Origin of the sequence: Magnetospirillum sp. LM-5 (assembly GCF_902729445.1) — a bacterium.
Taxonomy (GTDB): Bacteria; Pseudomonadota; Alphaproteobacteria; order Rhodospirillales; family Magnetospirillaceae; genus Magnetospirillum.
In genome coordinates this window covers 258,107-274,432 of sequence record NZ_CACVCE010000001.1, presented here as the reverse complement: position 1 = coordinate 274,432, position 16,326 = coordinate 258,107, and the positions used below count along the sequence as shown (strand labels likewise).

Here is a 16,326-nt window from a genome sequence, read left to right as displayed (position 1 = left end):
TCACCGACGGCGCCGGCCATGCGGTCGGCACCCAGGTTTCGGCCGGAATATGGAAGATCGAATCCGCCGACCTCGCCCACCTGCATTTCAAGGGGCCGCTGAACGCCTCGGGGTCGTGGACCATGACGGCCTATGCCACCTCGACCGACGATGCCTCGACCGCGACCAGCGTGACCAAGTCCTTCGCGGTGATGCTGACCGGGGTGGCCGACCTGCCCACCGTGACCATCACCGATCTGACGCCGGCAACCGCCGGCAACCAGGCCTCGGGGCTGGAAGACACCGCCACCGCGCTGTCCTTCGCCGCCGCCCTGACCGACACCGACGGTTCGGAAACCCTGGCGGTGACCATCACCGGAGCACCGGCCGGCACCAAGTTCCTGGCCGTGGATGGCACCCAGATCGTCGAATCCTCAGGCGGCAAGTGGATCATCGACGCCGCCGACATCGCCGGCCTGAAGATGATCCCGCCCACCAACTGGTCGGGCGACGCGGTGCTGACCATCACCGCCACCGCCACCGAGGCCGCCACCGAGCAATCGGCCAGCAGCCAGTTGACGGTCCACTTCGACGCCGTCAACGACGCCCCCGATGTGTCGCTGTTCACCGTCGCCCAAGGGATCAGCGGCACCGCCACGACCAACCCGATCCATGTGCTGCCCGGGCCGGACACCATTCAGGTCACCGACGTCGATGGCACTGCGCTCAGCGGCATGACTGTCAAGATTTCCGGCGGCTGGGAGATGGGCGACAGCCTGGGGGTGTCGGGCCTGGATCTGGGCTTCAACGCCCAGGGCTCGCTGGTGGTCGAAGGGACCGGCATCACCGTCGCCTATGACGGCGCCAACCATGCGCTGGTGTTCTCGGGCGCCGGCACCTATGCCGATTACGGCGCCATCGCCGCCAAGGTGGTGTTGACCAACGACACCGGCACCATCGATCCCGGGGCGCGGACCTTCAGCGTCACCGTGTTCGATGAAAGCGGTGCCCAGGACAGCGTCCAGACCACCGCCTCGATCGGGGCCAACGGCGCCACCGACCCCATCGCCCTGCAAGGCGACGCCCTGGGCGACATCCGCTGGAACTCGACCGGCGGGGTGATCAACGGCGATTCCTTGTTCATCAGCCCCGAGGATGGCGGCGCCACCTTCAACGGATCGGCCGGCCTGGACATGCTGACGGTCCGCCATGGCGACGGCGGTGCCGGCGACTGGCTGCTGCAGGTCGATCAGAACGATCCGACCATCGTCACCGGCACCTCGGCCAGCGACCAGGATTTCGTCGTTCATCTCGATCCCGGCTCGGGGCCGGCTTCCATCGACGCCAATGGCGATCTGGTGTTCAACGGCGACGCCTCGGGCCGGATCGAGTTCGAGGATCACCACACGGTGGCGTTCAACCACCTGGAAAAGCTGGGGGCATAGAAATAGTCGGGGCGGCCGAAGCCGGCCGCCCCGCATGCGAATGCTTGCACCGAATCCGCCGGTTGCGATGAAAATCGCACCAGCCTAATATCCCGGTCGTCCCGCTTCGCCCGGCGCCCCTGGACCATCCTGGGTGGGGCGAGCAGGCGAATGTCGCCGATTCAAACGGTTAGGTGCAGACTTGTTCCTTCTGATCGATAATTACGACAGCTTCACCTACAACCTTTGGCACTATCTGGGCGAACTGGGTGTCGAGGTCGAGGTGCGGCGCAACGACGCGCTGACCGTCGAGCAGGCGCTGGCGATGGGGCCGGAAGGCATCGTCATCTCGCCCGGGCCGTGCGATCCCGACCGCGCCGGCATCTGCCTGGACCTGATCAAGGCCGCCGCCGGGAAGGTGCCGATGTTCGGCGTCTGCCTGGGCGAGCAATCCATGGGCCAGGCCTTCGGCGGCCGCGTCGTGCGCGCCCCCGAGCCGATGCACGGCAAGGTCGATACCATCCACCATGACGGCACCGGCATCTTCGAGGGATTGCCCTCGCCGTTCCGGGCGACCCGCTACCATTCGCTGGTGGTCGAGCGCGCCTCGCTGCCCAATTGCCTGCACGTCTCGGCCTGGACCGAGGATGGGCTGATCATGGGGCTGGCGCACAACGACATCGCCGCCTGGGGGGTGCAGTTCCACCCCGAAAGCATCGAGACCGAGCATGGCCACGCCATGCTGCGAAACTTCATCGCGCTTTGCCGCAAAGCCCAAGGGAACGCCGCCTGATGTCCACCGCCCCTGCTCCGGTCCCGGCGTCCCTGGCCCTGATGAAGGAAGTGCTGGGCCGTATCGCCGTCGGCCACACCATGTCCGAGGCCCAGGCCGAGGAAGTGTTCGAGGTCATCATGTCCGGCGACGCCACGCCGGCCCAGATCGGCGGCCTGTTGATGGGCCTTAGGGTGCGCGGCGAGACCGTCGAGGAAATCACCGGTGCTGCGCGCATCATGCGGGCCAAGGCGCTGCGCGTCGAGGCCCCGCCCGGCGCGGTCGACACCTGCGGCACCGGCGGCGACGGCTCGGGCACCTTCAACATCTCGACGGCGGCGGCCTTCGTCATCGCCGGCTGCGGCGTGCCGGTGGCCAAGCACGGCAACCGGGCGCTGTCGTCGAAATCGGGATCGGCCGACGTGCTGGCCGCGCTGGGCATCAAGGTCGATGCCGACATGGCGCTGGTCAAGGAAAGCCTGTGGGACAACCATCTGGGCTTCTTGATGGCGCCGCGCCACCACAACGCCATGCGCCACGTCGCCGGCCCGCGGGTCGAGCTGGGCACCCGGACCATCTTCAACCTGCTGGGGCCGCTGGCCAACCCGGCCGGGGCGGCCTTCCAGGTGATGGGCGTGTTCGCCAGCCAATGGGTCGAGCCCATCGCCGAGGTGCTGGGCCGCCTGGGCGTCGAACGCGCCTGGGTGGTGCACGGCCGCGACGGCCTGGACGAACTGACCACCACGGCGCCGTCGCTGGTGGCCGAATGGAAGGACGGCAAGGTCTCGACCTTCGAGATCCGGCCCGAGGATGCAGGCCTGCCCCGCGCCCATGCCGCCGATCTCAAGGGCGGCGACGCCACGGTCAACGCCGCCGCCTTGAAGGCGCTGTTGGACGGCGCCAAGGGCGCCTATCGCGACATCGTGCTGCTGAATGCCGCCGCCACCCTGATCGTCGCCGGCCGCGCCGCCGACCTGAAGGAAGGGGTCGCCGCCGCCGCGCAATCCATCGATTCCGGCAAAGCCCGCGCCGTGCTGGATCGCATGGTCGCCATCACCAACCGCGAGGTTTGATCATGTCCACCGTCCTTGACCGCATCTGCGACGAGAAGCGCAAGCAGGTCACCGAGCAGAAAAGCCGCCGGCCGATCCAGGAACTGTTGAAGCGCGCCCAGGACCAGGCCCCGCCGCGCGGTTTCGCCAAGGCGCTGACCGCCAAGGTCGAAGCCGGCGGCATCGGATTGATCGCCGAAATCAAAAAGGCGTCGCCGTCGGCCGGGGTGATCCGCAAGGATTTCAAGCCGTCGCAATTGGCCCGCGCCTATCAGCGCGGCGGCGCCACCTGCCTGTCGGTGCTGACCGACCAGAAATTCTTCCAGGGCTCGGACGCCGATCTGGGCGAGGCGCGGTCGAACTGCGATCTGCCGGTGATCCGCAAGGATTTCATGGTCGATCCCTATCAGGTGGTCGAGGCCCGCGCCCTGGGGGCCGACTGCATCTTGCTGATCGTCGGCGCCCTGCCCGATGCCGACCTGGCGTCCCTTGAAGACATCGCCCTGGGCTATGGCATGGACGTGCTGATCGAGGTCCATGACGAGGCCGAGCTGGACCGCGCCTTGAAGCTGAAATCGCCGCTGATCGGCATCAACAACCGCGACCTGCGCATCATGAAGACCGACCTGGCCACCACCGAGCGCCTGGCCCCGCTGGTGCCGGCCGACCGTCAGATCGTCTGCGAAAGCGGCATCGACAGCCCCGTCGACATCAAGCGCATGGTTGCCGCCGGCGCCAAGCGCTTCCTGATCGGCGAGGCGCTGATGAAGCGCCCCGACGTCGAGATGGCCACCCGCGTCCTGTTGGCCGGCGCCAAAACGTGAGTTCCGAGCTCACCCATTTCGACGGGGCCGGCAACGCGGTGATGGTCGATGTCTCGGCCAAGGACGAGACCGAACGCGTCGCCATCGCCCAGGGCACCGTGCTGATGGCGCCGGCCACCATGGCCTTGATCCAGTCCCGCGGCCTGAAGAAGGGCGACGTGCTGGCGGTGGCCCAATTGGCTGGCATCATGGGGGCCAAGCGCGCGCCCGATCTGATTCCGCTGTGCCACCCGCTGGCCCTGACCTCGGTCAAGGTCGAACTGGCGCTGGACCCTGAAAACAACGCCGTGCTGATCGAGGCCTTGTGCAAGCTGAAGGGCCGCACCGGCGTCGAGATGGAAGCGCTGACCGCCGTGTCGGTGGCGGCCTTGACCGTCTACGACATGGTCAAGGCGGTCGACAAAGGGCTTCGCATCACCAACATCCGATTGATCCACAAGTCCGGCGGCAAGTCCGGCACCTGGGAGGCCAGCCCATGATCACCGTCGATGTCGCCCTGGAACGGGTGCTGGCCGGCCTGGCGCCGACCGCGACGGAAGTCGTGGCCCTGCCCGCCGCCCTGGGCCGCGTGCTGGCCGAGGATGCGTGCGCCCGCCTGGCCCATCCGCCCTCGGACGTCTCGGCCATGGACGGCTATGCGGTGCGGGCCGAAGACATCGCCCAGCCGGGCAGCCGGCTGACGGTGATCGGCGAATCCGGCGCCGGCCATCCGTTCACCGGCATTGTCGGCCCCGGCCAGGCGGTGCGCATCTTCACCGGTGCGCCGATGGCCAAGGGCGCCTGCTCGGTGGTGATGCAGGAAGACACCAGCCGCGAGGCCGATATCGTCATCATCACCACCACCCAGGCCGCCGGCCGCCATGTCCGCCCGCAAGGGGCCGATTTCTCGGTGGGCGAATGCCTGCTGAAGGCCGGAACCCTGCTGGGGCCGCGCCAGATCGGCCTGGCGGCGGCGATGAACCTGCCATGGCTGACGGTGCGCCGCCGGCCGCGCATCGCCATCTTGTCCACCGGCGACGAAATCGTGATGCCCGGCGATCCGGTCGGCCCCGCCCAAATCGTGTCGTCCAACGGGCCGGCCCTGGCCGCCATGATCGCCCAGGCCGGCGGCGAACCGGTGCAGTTGGGCATCGCCAAGGACAGCCGCAACTCGCTGTCGGCGATGATCAAGGCCGCCGCCGGCTGCGACCTTCTGGTCACCTCGGGTGGTGCCTCGGTCGGCGATTACGATCTGGTTCAGGACGTGCTGGCCGAACAGGGGCTGGAGCTGGATTTCTGGAAAATCGCCATCCGCCCCGGCAAGCCGCTGATGTACGGAAAATTGAAGCATGTGCCGGTGCTGGGCCTACCGGGCAATCCGGTCTCGGCCATGGTGTGCGCCTATGTCTTCCTGTTGCCGATGCTGCGCGCCCTGCAGGGTCTGACCCCGGTGGTGCCGCCGGTCGCCGCTCGCCTGGGCGGCCCGGTCAAGGCCAATGACGGCCGCCAGGATTATCAGCGCGCCAGCCTGGAACGCCGACCCGACGGCAGCCTGGTCGCCACCCCCTTCCCCCGCCAGGATTCGGCGGTTGTCTCGGGCCTGGCCGCCGCCGGCTGCCTGCTGATCCGCCCGCCCCACGCCCCCGAAGGCAAGGACGGCGACCCGGTCCTGGTCATGCCGCTGCCGGACGGGACATAAGCCTGAATTCTTTGCTTGACGCCCACCGGGAACAGGCATAGAACAAAGCCAACAGTTTTGGCTTTGTTCCGCTTTCTGTGCGGTCCAGGTGGGAGTGATCGGCGATGCTGACCCGCAAACAGTACGAATTGCTGATGTTTATCGACGAGCGCCTGCGGGCCTCGGGCATCTCGCCGTCCTTCGACGAAATGAAGGAAGCGCTGGACCTCAAGTCGAAATCGGGCATCCACCGTCTGATCACCGGGCTCGAGGAACGCGGCTTCATCCGCCGCCTGGCCCACCGCGCCCGCGCGCTGGAAGTGGTGAAGCTGCCCGAGAACCAGGGCGATCAGCCGCTGCCGGCGCCGTCGCCGCGCTTCTCGCCCAACGTCATCAAGGGTGATTTCAGCCAGACCGCGCTGGCCGGCGCCGCCATGGTCGCGTCGGCCGCCGACGCGGTGTCGCTGCCGCTTTACGGCAAGATCGCCGCCGGCACGCCGATCGAGGCCCTGCGCGACCATTCCTCGACCGTCGAGGTGCCGGCCGCCTTGTTGGGCGGGGGCGAACATTACGCCTTGTCGGTCGAGGGCGATTCGATGATCGACGCCGGCATCTTCGACGGCGACACCGTGCTGATCCGCCGCTGCGACAGCGCCGAGGCCGGCACCATCGTCGTCGCCCTGGTCGATGGCGAGGAAGTGACCTTGAAGCGACTGCGCCGCAAGGGCGCCTCGATCGCGCTGGAACCGGCCAACAAGAAGTACGAAACCCGCATCTTCCCGCCCGATCGCGTGCGGGTCCAGGGCCGCCTGGTCGGCCTGATGCGGTCTTATTGATCATGCCCGGATTGACCGCCATGCCGATGACCGCCACCCTTCGTTTCCGCTTCGACCTGGATGGCCGCCCGGTGGCCGACGGCCCGGGCGAGATGAACGTCACCTATCTGGGCCGCGTCAACCGCAAGGCCGCCGAGGCCGACGCCCGGCGCCGCTTCGAGGAATGGCGCAGCCTGTCCAACTCGCTGTCGCGCCGCTGGTCCAGCAACCAGGTGGTGGTCAGCTGACAGGCCGCACCAACTGATCCCCGGCCCATGACCCAGACGGGAACGGCGGTGACCTGCGCGTCTCTCCCCCGCTTCCAGCGTCGGATTTGACCCGCTTTGCCCTAAACACAAAATCATGGTGTCAAACGTTCCCCCCTTGGGCATACTTGCAGGCCTGAGTTTGGGGGCTGGCAAAATGCCGGGTACGGCGGCAAAAAAGGGTCACGGCAAGAATCGGGCGCCAATTCAGGCCGCCGCGGCAGAGTCGATGCAGCCCCGCTTTATTCACGATGCTAACCAATGCTTGCATGTCATCCGATTGGCGGCCGAGACATTGCGGCTTGACGCGACCGATGGCCGGTTGGACATCCAGCGCGTGGTGCGCCGCGCCGATGCCATCTTGACTCAGGTCGAGGAACTGGCCGCGCTGATCGCCGAGGCCCGACCGCTGGCCGAAACACCGGCCAGCATTCATGCCGAGGTCGAGGCCGGTGCCGATTCCGATGGCGAATCTCGCCCGAGAATCCTGCTTGCCGACGACGAGGCCTTGTCCTCGATGATGCTGGCGGAATATCTGGAACGGGCGGGCTATACCGTCGATATCGCCTATGACGGTCTGGCGGCGCTGGGTTTTTGCCGTTCGTCGCTTTATACCGCGGTGGTCACCGACATCCGCATGCCCGGACTGGACGGCCACCAATTGATTTCGCAGTTGGCAGAAATTCAGCCGGGCACGCCGGTCATCATCGTGACCGGACACCTGGACCCCGGAGCACCTGGCGATTTGGGCGCCAATGTAACGGGTATTTTGTCGAAGCCGTTCAATCCGGCCGAACTGAAGCGGCGGCTTGACGAACTGGCGGGGCAGAATTCGACGCCTTTTCAGGATCACGCGTGAGGGGGGAGCCATGCACATCCTGTTAGCCGACGACCATGCGATGGTTCGTGATGGCCTGGTCCCGTTCCTGGAACGGGTGGGGCCCGACGTCACGGTGATCGAGGCGGCCTCGCTGGAGGAGGCCTTGACGCGGTGCGCTGGCGGCTCCGATCTGGCGCTGGCGATCCTAGACCTTTACATGCCGGGGATGGATCGCCTGGCTGGCCTGGATCGTTTCAAGGCGGCCTTCCCGTCGGTGCCGGTGCTGATCTTGTCGGGATCGACCAAGCCCGACGATGCCTTCGCCGCCATCGAGGCCGGCGCCGCCGGCTATATTCCCAAGACCATGCGCGGCGAAACCATTATCGGCGTTCTGCGGCTGGTTCTTTCGGGCGAGAAGTACGTGCCGCCGTTCTTGTTCGAACACCGCGACATGGTGCGCAGTTCGGCCGAGCAGGCCGAACCCACCTTGCCGCCGGGTTCGCCGATCGCGTTATTGACGCCGCGCGAACGTGACATCTTGAACCAGATCGTCGACGGCGCGCCGAACAAGGTCATCGCCCGGGCGCTCGACCTGCAGGAAGTGACGGTCAAGGCCCACTTGCGCAACATGTTCCGGAAGTTGGGCGTGGCCAACCGGACCGAGGCCGCCCGAATCGCGCTGATGGCGGGAATTTCCGGAAACAAGGCGAGCTCCGGCCGCCCGGTCTGATCGGAAGCCTGTGCATTGCCCGTTCAGGCAGCGCGCGCACCCTCGACGCATCCAGACACGGCGGACAGATAGGCGCGAAGCGCGATGCGCCCCCGCTCGCCATCACCATCCTCGACCGCCTTGGCCAAACTGGCACGCACCGCGCCGGCCTGATCGACGCGGGCGATGGCGTCGAAGATGTGCCATAGCGTCAGGCCGATTCGGCTCAGAATCGGGTTATGGCTGCCGCGCATCAGCCGCGCGCCCCAATCGCTGCCGGCCAGGATCGCATTGGCGGTTTGGCGTCGTTCGTCCGGGGTGGCCTGGGCCAGATGAACGCTCAGGCGGGCGCCGATCAGTTCCTCGACCGCCTGCAGCAGGGCCAGACCGGCACCATCGACCACGAATACCCCGCAATGGGATCGGCTATGCGCCAACCCCATCGAGGTCAGCTGGCACAAGGCCTCGCGCAGGGGCGTGCGCGAGACGCGAAGGCGCGCCGACTGAACCTTTTCGTCAAGGCGAGAGCCGGGAAGCAGGCTTCCAGTGACGATCTCGATGGCGAGTTGCAGGGCGACCTGCTCCGCCAGGGTCATTTTAGGTTTTGCCTGCCCGCTGCCAATACCAGACATCAAAAAATCGCCATACACAATTGTACCTTAAGGCTGCATTCTTAGCAGGTTTGCACCTCTTTGAGTAGCATTTTTCACCGTTCGCCAGACGCGGCCGCGCTTCGGCTGTCGTTTATTGCTTTATAAATCAAAGTGATCGGGTTATATCTTCTGATGGTGGGTCATACTGGCCATACTTGGAATGCCTGGCTTCGGTGGTTTTCCCGGCATTTCAATGGGTGTATAAGAATGTCGCGCGGGTGAAGGCGGCGGCATGATGTTCGCGCCTTTGGCTTCGAGTTGGTTTCAGGGGGAAGTCTTCTTGTCCGTACAGTCTTTCCGCTCTCTGCTTCTGGCATCCGGTGCGATGGTCGCCGTATTGCTCGCCTCGGCGCCAGCGTCTGACGCGCAGACTCTGCTTGATGAACTGCGTACCGCCGACGAAAACCACCCGAAACTGCAATCCAAGCGCAATTCCGTAGGCTCCAGCACCGAGGGAATCGGCGTCGCCCGCTCCGGCTATCTGCCGACGGTCAAGCTCACTGGCGATTCCGGCCCGGAATATGTCGACAGCCCGACCCGGCGCACCACCGAAGGCCACCGTTACTACAAGGGCCGCGAAACCGCCGGCATCACCGTCACCCAGAAGATCTTCGACGGCTTCTCGACCGACGCCCAGGTCGATCAGGCCAAGGCCGCCAAGGCCATGGCCGAAGCCGATCTGCGCGTCGCCCGCAAGACGGTGTTTTCCGAGGGCATGAGCGCCTATGTCGAGGTCTTGCGCTATCACAAGATGATCCAGTTGGCGCGCGAGAGCGAACGCAAGATCGCCGAGCAGCAGAACCTGGAAGACGAGCGCGTGCAAAAGGGCTCGGGCATCGCCGCCGACGTCCTGGCCGCCAAGCAGCGCCTGCAGGTGGCCAAGGTCCGCCGTCTGGCCTATGAACGCGACTTCCAGGTCTACGCCTCGATCTTCGCCCAAAATTTCGGCCACGCTCCGGAAGTGTCGAAGATGAGCGACCCGCCGATTCCGGCGACGGTCCTGCCGAGCGAACTGGAATCGGCCTTGCGTGCCGCCGAAGACGAAAGCCCGATGGTCGATTCCGCCGCGTTCAAGATCGAATCCTTGAGCGAGCAGAAGCGGGTGATGGAAGCCGGCTACTTCCCGACGCTGGACCTGATCGGCAAGGCCAATTACGAAAACGACAAGAACGCCACCCTGGGCGTGCGCCGCGACTGGTCGCTGCTGCTGACCGCCACCTGGGAACTGTTCTCGGGCTTCAAGACCGATTCCCAGGTCGCCCAGGCCACCTTCAACGCCACCGCCGCCAAGGACGATCACCTGGATGCCATGCGCACTGTCGCCAACGAAGTGCGCAGCGCCTGGCACAAGCTGAACAACGCCAAGGAAAGCCTGGACCTGCAGGACAACGCCGCCATCCTGGCCGAGGAAGTCTGGGAGGCGAAGAAGAAGCAGCGCGACGCCGGCAAGGCCACCGTCCAGGAAGTGCTGGACGAGGAAAACGCCATCATCCTGGCCCAGATCGAGCGCACCCAGGCCTATTACAACATCATCAAGCATTCTTATGAGTTGCTGGCCGGCATCGGCCGCCTGGAATTGCCGGTGATCGAGCAGGCCGCCACGCTTCCGCCGCAATATCCGGGCCGCATGGCTGTCCCGACCGCGCGCGACCTGAACCGTCAGCAATCCGGCGCCAATTCGCTGGCGGCCATGCCGGTGTCGGCCCGCAAGGACGAGGCCGAGGGCGTCCGGTCGCGCATGTCCGATCTGCTGCGTCAATCCGACCAGGCCGCCGCCCGAAAGGGCCAAAGGTAGGCCGGGCCGCACATTTCGTTTGCGTGACGCGCAACCTCGGGCAAGAGTCTGGGCATGAGCGACGCACCATCGAAAAATGCCTGGCTGATCGACATCATCGAGCCCTTGCGCCCGGTGGTCCGCGAGATGCTGGCCACCTCGGCCTTCATCAATATCCTGGCCCTGGCGGTCCCGATCTTCGTGATGCAGGTCTATGACCGCGTCATCGGCCACTCGGCGCTCGAGACCTTGAAGGGCATGGTCATCGGCGTCTTCCTGGTGCTGGCCTTCGACTACATCCTGCGCCAGTCGCGCGGCCGCGTGATGCAGACCGTCGCCTTGCGGATCGATGTCGAGATCGGCACGCGCCTGTTCGACAAGCTGATCCGCCTGCCGCTCAGGACGCTGGAATCCCGGCCGGGTTCCTATTGGCAGCAATTGTTCCGCGACGTCGATACCATCCGCAACACGCTGTCGGGCGGAACCGCCGTGCTGATGGCCGACCTGCCCTATGTGCTGATCTTCCTGGTCGTCATCTTCATGATCGGTAAGCCGCTGGCCATGGTGTTCCTGGCGATGTTCGTAGCCTTCGTGGTGCTGGCCTGGCGCTCGGGCAAAAGCCTGGCCGAATCGTCCCAGCGCGAGAAGAACGTCACCCAGTCGCGCGACGCCCTGGTGGCCGAGATCATCGCCGGGCGCGGCACCGTCAAGGCGGTGTCGCTGGACCGGGCGCTGCGGCCATTGTGGGAGGAACGCCAGGCCGGGGCCATCGAGCATTCCATCGAGCGCGGCGCCATCGGCGACGGCTATGTCAATCTGGGCACCGGCCTGACCACGCTGGCCAGCGCGGCGCTGACCTCGGTCGGCGCGGTGTTCATCATCAACCAGGAGCTCAGCATGGGCGCCCTGGTGGCCTGCAACATGCTGTCGTCGCGCCTTTACGGCCCGATCAATCAATTGGTCGGGGCCTGGCGCACCTTCGGGTCGTTCCGCCAGTCGGTCGATCGCCTGAGCGCGGTATTCTCGGAGACCGAGGAACGCACCACCAGCGCCATCCGCCGCGAGCGCCCCAAGGGTCTGCTGACCGTCGAGCAGGTGACCTTCGCCTATGACGAAAAGGCCAAGGAGCCGACGCTGGAGATCGAGCGCCTGCAGATCCTGCCGGGCGGCATCACCGCGATCCTGGGCCGCAACGGCTGCGGCAAGACCACCCTTTTGAAGCTGCTGCTGGGCCTTTACAGCCCGTCCAGGGGCCGCATCCTGCTCGACGAATCCGACATCGCCCAGTTCACCCGCGCCGAGCTGGCCGGCTGGATGGGCTATGTCCCGCAAGAAACCCTGCTGTTCGCCACCACGGTCCGCGACAACATCGCCTATGGCGCACCCGGCGCCGACGACGACGCCATCCTGGACGCCGCCAAGGCGGCCGGCGTGCACCAGGCCATCGCTGACCTTCCCGAAGGATACGCCACCCAGATCGGCGAGGCCGGCTCGCGCCTGTCGGCCGGCCAGCGCCAGCGTATCGCCATCGCCCGTGCCCTGGTCGGAAACCCGCCGGTGCTGGTGCTGGACGAGCCGTCGGCCAGCCTGGACCGCCAGGCCGAGGAAGCCCTGCGCGCGACACTGATGGAGCTGGCCAAGGAACGCACCATCATCATCGTCACCCACTCGCCGGTGCTGCTGCCGGCCTGCCGCGACGTGGTGGTGATCGATCGCGGCCATCTGGCCGCCGCCGGACCGGCCGCCAAGGTCCTGCCCGAGATCTTGGGGGCACGCCCGCGCACCCAGGCGCCCGGGACCCCCGGGGCTCCGGCGGCCCCGTCGGCTCCGATGCCGGCCATGCCGCCGCAATTGCAGGGCTCGGTGACGCCATGACCGAGGCGCCGCCCCTTCCGCCCGCAGCCCCCCAGCCGCCGCCCGACATGGCCGGCTTGGCCCTGGGCCAGCTTGGGCTGCCCGACCCCGCCCCCGCGCCCCGTCCGACCGGGCCGGCCGCATGGGCCAATCTGGTGATGGCGCGATTGCGCGGCCTGCTGGTCGCCTCGGACCCCGCCGCGCCGCCGCCGCCGCTGGCCCTTGCCTTGGCGCGGATCGGCGCCTTCCTGCGCTGGATCGGGCCGCAATCGGCCATCCCGCGCAAGCACGAGCCGGCCAACCCGCAAGGCGGCCGCCTGTGGACCCTGGGGCAATCCTACCCGCTGCCGACCTGGACCACCTTGTCGCGCTTCGTCATGGGAGCGACGGCCTTGTCGGTGGTGTGGGCGATGTTCGCCCGCCTGGACGAGGTATCGGTCGCCCAGGGCGACGTGGTCCCCGAGGGCAAGGTCAAGGTGATCCAGCACCTGGAAGGCGGCGTCGTGCGCGAGATCTTGGTGTCCGACGGCGCCGAGGTCAAAGAGGGCACGCCCTTGATGCAGCTGGAATTGTCGGCGTCGTCGATGAACCGCGAGGAACTGCAGGTGCGCCTGGACGGCCTGGTGCTGCAGCGCGCGCGCCTGCAGGCCGAACTGGCCGGCAAGGACATCATCGACTTCCCCGCGGCCGAAGCCGCCCGGCAGCCGACCTTGGTGGAATCGGAAAAGCGCATTTTCGACAGCCGGCGCCAGGCCTTGAAGGCCACCTTGTCGGTGATGCAGGACCAGGTGCGCGGCAAGCATGGCGAGGTCCAGGAACTCGACGCCCGCCAGCGCGCCGTGCTGTCCAACCTGCGGCTGGTGCGCGAGCGCCTGGCGATGTCGACCGAATTGATCAAATCGGGACTGACCTCACGCATGGACCACGTCGCCCTGCAGGGCCAGGTCGAGGAGCAAGAGGGCGTGCTTGAAACCTTGCGCGCCTCGATCCCCCGCGCCCAGGCCGCCCTGGCCGAGGCCAAGGGTCGCATCGAGGAGGAGCAGGCCAAGTTCATCCGCCAGGCCCAGGGCGAACTGGGCGAGGCCGAGCTGAACCTGGCGCGCACCCGCGAATTGCTGAGCCAGGCGTCGGATCAGCAGCGGCGCACCCTGCTGACCAGTCCGATCGACGGCATCGTCAAGAATTTGCGGGCCAACACCATCGGCGGCGTGGTCCGGGCCGGCGACCCGATCATGGAAATCGTGCCGCTGCACGAACGCCTGCAGATCGATGTCCGGCTGAATCCGATGGATCGCGGCTATGTTCAGGTCGGCCAGCCGGCGATGGTCAAGCTGACCGCCTATGACTACACCACCTATGGCGGGCTGGAAGGCAAGGTCATCATGGTCGCCCCCGACACCACCGTCGGCCAGGACAATCAGGCCTTCTACCGGGTGGTGGTTCAGACCGAAAAGGCCTATCTCGGCGACGAGGGCTCGAAGCGCTCGATCACCGCCGGCATGCAGGCCACCGTCGATATCCACACCGGCACCCGCACGGTGATGGAATATTTGATCAAGCCGGTCCTGAAGCTGCGCCACGAAGCCTTCCGCGAGCGTTAGACCATCCTTGGCCTAGGCCGCGTCCTGCTGCCTGACCGACACCGGCGCGATCACCCACGGCACATATTTGGGGTCCTCGTGGCGGATGTGGGTCATCCACCAATGGGCCAGGATCAGCAGGGTTTCCGCCTCGATCACCGGGACGCGCTTGTGCTCCCAGCGATCCCTGAGCTCGATGATCTGCCGGCGGAATTCACCGTGCAGGGCGATATGGGCCTCGAGGTCCGGGTATTGGCCGGCCCGCATCAAGGCCTCCTCGCGGGCGAAATGCCGCCTTACATAGCGGTCCAGGCCCGACAGCGCCCAGCTGACCAGGGCGGCGTCGCCATGGGAATCGTTCAGGTTGTTGATGATGTCGACCACGACGCGGTGGTCGTCGTCGATATCGGCATGGCCGATATCGAACCCTTGGCTCCAGACGATCAACATGTCCCCTCCAGAACGCGAAGTTTGTGCCTATCGCACATGCGTCAAAGGGATATGGCGACGGTGCCTGTGCGTACTTACCCCATCCTTGGTATGGTGCGGTGTGCCGGAAAGGTCAGGGTGACGGTGGTCCCCTTATCGACCACCGATTCGACCGACAACGTGCCGCCATGCAGCTCCATGAAGCCCTTCGACAGCGGCAGGCCCAGGCCGGTACCTTCCTGCTTGGGGGCCATCTTGTTCTCGACCTGGCCGAACGGCTGCAGCACGGTCAAGATATCGTCGGCGGCGATGCCGACGCCATCATCCTTGACCAGCACCGTCACCTGATTGTCGATCAGCGTCGCTTCCACCGAAAAATGGCCGCCGACGGGCGTGAACTTGGCGGCATTGGACGCCAGGTTCAGCAGGATCTGCTTCAGCAGCCGCTCGTCGGCCAACACCATGGGGAAGCCGTCGGGAACCGAGCTGGTCACCGACTGGCGCTTGGCCGAGGCGACATGGCCGATCAGCCGGATGGCCGAGCCGATCACCTCGCCGATATCCACTTCGACCTCGCGCAAGGTCACCTTGCCGACCTCGACCCGAGAAACGTCCAGGATGTCGTTGATCACCCGCAGCAGATGATGCGCCGATTCGGTGACATTGGACATGAAGCCGCCATACTTTTCCAACTCGGACGGGTTCATCATGGTTTCGGCCAATTCGGCGAAGCCGATGATGGCGTTCAAGGGCGTGCGCAATTCGTGGCTCATGTTGGCCAGGAAGATGGTCTTGGCGCGGCTGGCCGCTTCGGCGACGTCGCGGGCGGCGCGGGCTTCGCGCTCGGCCTCGGTGCGGCGCTTGACCTCGTCTTGCAGGTCGATGGTGCGCTCGTCCACCGCCTTTTGCAGCTGGTCGTGGGCGTGGCGCAGATAATCCTCGGCCTGCTTGCGCTTGGTGACATCGCGGGCGATGCCGACCAGACCGACGATGGTGCCGTTTTCGTGCAGCGGCACCTTGGTATGGGAGTACCAGGCCTGGTTGCCGGAACCATCGGTGACGCCGACGATGTCGTCGATGCTGGTACCGCCCTCGGCCAGCAGCTGGCGTTCGGCCGCTTCCAGGGCGGCGGCGGCGGCCCCCGGGACCAGCTCCGACAGGGTCCGGCCGACCGCCTGGGCTTCGCCGGCCACCCCGATCAGCGCCGCCTGGATCGGGTTGAGCTGGGTGAAGCGCAGATCGGCATCCTTGAAGAAGATGGCGTCGGGGATGCTGTTCATCAGCGAGCGCAGCAGATTGCGTTCGTGTTCCAGCTTGCGGCCCAGGCGCCAGCGGTCGGCGGCGGTACGCACCACCACTTTCAGCTCCAGCGGGTTCCAGGGCTTGGACAGATAGGCGTGAATCTGGCCCAGATTGACCGCCTTGACCAAGGCGTCCAGATCGGAATAGCCGGTCACCAGGACGCGGGTGGCGTCCGAGGCCTCGCGCACATGGCTTAACAGTTCGGCGCCGGTCATGCCGGGCATGCGCTGGTCCGACAGCACCACGGCCATCTCTTGGGCGGCCAGGATTTCCAGTGCCCGCGCGCCGGTCTCGGCGGTGAAAACGGTGAACTCGTCTTCCAGCAGGTCGGTGATCGCCGTCAGGATCTGCGGTTCGTCATCGACGACGAGAACGCATTCCTTGTGTCCGTGCTCGACCATCGATCCCTCTCCTAT

At 66.2% G+C, this 16,326-nt stretch carries 15 protein-coding genes; 12 read left to right on the top strand and 3 right to left on the bottom strand.

The features are described from left to right. Window positions 1-1,605: 1,605 nt before the first annotated feature. The 9 genes from MTBLM5_RS01395 to MTBLM5_RS01355 all read left to right on the top strand — a co-directional run bounded on the left by MTBLM5_RS01395 (window position 1,606) and on the right by MTBLM5_RS01355 (window position 8,339). A complete protein-coding gene (locus MTBLM5_RS01395) occupies window positions 1,606-2,196 on the top strand; it encodes an aminodeoxychorismate/anthranilate synthase component II (protein WP_173974007.1) in 591 nt (196 codons plus the stop codon). Then, on the top strand, window positions 2,196-3,248 hold the full coding sequence (gene trpD, locus MTBLM5_RS01390) for an anthranilate phosphoribosyltransferase (protein WP_173974006.1): 1,053 nt from the start codon (window positions 2,196-2,198) through the stop codon (window positions 3,246-3,248). Before MTBLM5_RS01395 ends, trpD begins: the two co-directional genes overlap by 1 nt. Before the next feature lie 2 nt (window positions 3,249-3,250). Next, window positions 3,251-4,051 carry an indole-3-glycerol phosphate synthase TrpC gene (trpC, locus tag MTBLM5_RS01385; protein ID WP_173974005.1) on the top strand — a complete coding sequence of 267 codons (801 nt, stop codon included), beginning with the start codon at window positions 3,251-3,253 and terminating at the stop codon, window positions 4,049-4,051. Further along, window positions 4,048-4,530 (top strand): cyclic pyranopterin monophosphate synthase MoaC, encoded by a 483-nt coding sequence (moaC, locus tag MTBLM5_RS01380; protein ID WP_256367142.1) that lies wholly within the window; start codon window positions 4,048-4,050, stop codon window positions 4,528-4,530. The genes trpC and moaC overlap by 4 nt, the downstream gene beginning before the upstream one ends. Then, a complete protein-coding gene (gene glp / locus MTBLM5_RS01375) occupies window positions 4,527-5,729 on the top strand; it encodes a gephyrin-like molybdotransferase Glp (RefSeq protein ID WP_173974004.1) in 1,203 nt (400 codons plus the stop codon). The genes moaC and glp overlap by 4 nt, the downstream gene beginning before the upstream one ends. A 104-nt stretch (window positions 5,730-5,833) precedes the next feature. Then, on the top strand, window positions 5,834-6,544 hold the full coding sequence (gene lexA / locus MTBLM5_RS01370; protein ID WP_173974003.1) for a transcriptional repressor LexA: 711 nt from the start codon (window positions 5,834-5,836) through the stop codon (window positions 6,542-6,544). Between the two features lie 2 nt (window positions 6,545-6,546). After that, on the top strand, window positions 6,547-6,771 hold the full coding sequence (locus MTBLM5_RS01365; protein WP_254430852.1) for a hypothetical protein: 225 nt from the start codon (window positions 6,547-6,549) through the stop codon (window positions 6,769-6,771). 175 nt (window positions 6,772-6,946) lie between these two features. Further along, window positions 6,947-7,648: a response regulator gene (locus MTBLM5_RS01360; RefSeq protein WP_173974002.1), complete on the top strand. Its 702-nt coding sequence runs from the start codon at window positions 6,947-6,949 to the stop codon at window positions 7,646-7,648. A 10-nt stretch (window positions 7,649-7,658) separates the two neighbouring features. After that, window positions 7,659-8,339: a response regulator transcription factor gene (locus MTBLM5_RS01355; RefSeq protein WP_173974001.1), complete on the top strand. Its 681-nt coding sequence runs from the start codon at window positions 7,659-7,661 to the stop codon at window positions 8,337-8,339. A gap of 23 nt (window positions 8,340-8,362) precedes the next feature. Here MTBLM5_RS01355 and MTBLM5_RS01350 read toward each other — a convergent pair whose 3' ends face one another. Beyond that, on the bottom strand, window positions 8,363-8,914 hold the full coding sequence (locus tag MTBLM5_RS01350; RefSeq protein ID WP_173974000.1) for a GntR family transcriptional regulator: 552 nt from the start codon (window positions 8,912-8,914) through the stop codon (window positions 8,363-8,365). A 382-nt stretch (window positions 8,915-9,296) separates the two neighbouring features. Here MTBLM5_RS01350 and MTBLM5_RS01345 point away from each other — a divergent pair, with 382 nt between their 5' ends. The 3 genes from MTBLM5_RS01345 to MTBLM5_RS01335 are packed head-to-tail and all read left to right on the top strand — an operon-like array spanning window position 9,297 to window position 14,200. After that, window positions 9,297-10,766, top strand: a complete 1,470-nt coding sequence (locus MTBLM5_RS01345; protein WP_173973999.1) for a TolC family protein — start codon at window positions 9,297-9,299, stop codon at window positions 10,764-10,766. 54 nt (window positions 10,767-10,820) lie between these two features. Continuing rightward, entirely contained in the window at window positions 10,821-12,620 is a 1,800-nt protein-coding gene (locus tag MTBLM5_RS01340) for a peptidase domain-containing ABC transporter (RefSeq protein WP_173973998.1), read from the top strand. Further along, on the top strand, window positions 12,617-14,200 hold the full coding sequence (locus tag MTBLM5_RS01335; protein ID WP_217424947.1) for an HlyD family type I secretion periplasmic adaptor subunit: 1,584 nt from the start codon (window positions 12,617-12,619) through the stop codon (window positions 14,198-14,200). Before MTBLM5_RS01340 ends, MTBLM5_RS01335 begins: the two co-directional genes overlap by 4 nt. A gap of 12 nt (window positions 14,201-14,212) precedes the next feature. Here the strand turns inward: MTBLM5_RS01335 and MTBLM5_RS01330 are convergent, their stop codons facing one another. Together MTBLM5_RS01330 and MTBLM5_RS01325 are read right to left on the bottom strand one after the other, a co-directional pair. After that, window positions 14,213-14,629 carry a hemerythrin family protein gene (locus tag MTBLM5_RS01330; RefSeq protein WP_173973997.1) on the bottom strand — a complete coding sequence of 139 codons (417 nt, stop codon included), beginning with the start codon at window positions 14,627-14,629 and terminating at the stop codon, window positions 14,213-14,215. A 74-nt stretch (window positions 14,630-14,703) separates the two neighbouring features. Further along, window positions 14,704-16,311 (bottom strand): ATP-binding protein, encoded by a 1,608-nt coding sequence (locus MTBLM5_RS01325; protein ID WP_173973996.1) that lies wholly within the window; start codon window positions 16,309-16,311, stop codon window positions 14,704-14,706. Window positions 16,312-16,326: the final 15 nt, after the last annotated feature.

Bases quoted from the DNA above. Each gene is read 5' to 3' on its own strand.
- trpD (WP_173974006.1), top strand. From the start codon at position 2,196: ATGTCCACCGCCCCTGCTCCGGTCCCGGCGTCCCTGGCCCTGATGAAG.
- trpC (WP_173974005.1), top strand. From the start codon at position 3,251: ATGTCCACCGTCCTTGACCGCATCTGCGACGAGAAGCGCAAGCAGGTC.
- glp (WP_173974004.1), top strand. From the start codon at position 4,527: ATGATCACCGTCGATGTCGCCCTGGAACGGGTGCTGGCCGGCCTGGCG.
- lexA (WP_173974003.1), top strand. From the start codon at position 5,834: ATGCTGACCCGCAAACAGTACGAATTGCTGATGTTTATCGACGAGCGC.
- MTBLM5_RS01365 (WP_254430852.1), top strand. From the start codon at position 6,547: ATGCCCGGATTGACCGCCATGCCGATGACCGCCACCCTTCGTTTCCGC.
- MTBLM5_RS01360 (WP_173974002.1), top strand. From the start codon at position 6,947: ATGCCGGGTACGGCGGCAAAAAAGGGTCACGGCAAGAATCGGGCGCCA.
- MTBLM5_RS01355 (WP_173974001.1), top strand. From the start codon at position 7,659: ATGCACATCCTGTTAGCCGACGACCATGCGATGGTTCGTGATGGCCTG.
- MTBLM5_RS01350 (WP_173974000.1), bottom strand. From the start codon at position 8,914: ATGACCCTGGCGGAGCAGGTCGCCCTGCAACTCGCCATCGAGATCGTC.
- MTBLM5_RS01345 (WP_173973999.1), top strand. From the start codon at position 9,297: ATGGTCGCCGTATTGCTCGCCTCGGCGCCAGCGTCTGACGCGCAGACT.
- MTBLM5_RS01340 (WP_173973998.1), top strand. From the start codon at position 10,821: ATGAGCGACGCACCATCGAAAAATGCCTGGCTGATCGACATCATCGAG.
- MTBLM5_RS01335 (WP_217424947.1), top strand. From the start codon at position 12,617: ATGACCGAGGCGCCGCCCCTTCCGCCCGCAGCCCCCCAGCCGCCGCCC.
- MTBLM5_RS01330 (WP_173973997.1), bottom strand. From the start codon at position 14,629: ATGTTGATCGTCTGGAGCCAAGGGTTCGATATCGGCCATGCCGATATC.
- MTBLM5_RS01325 (WP_173973996.1), bottom strand. From the start codon at position 16,311: ATGGTCGAGCACGGACACAAGGAATGCGTTCTCGTCGTCGATGACGAA.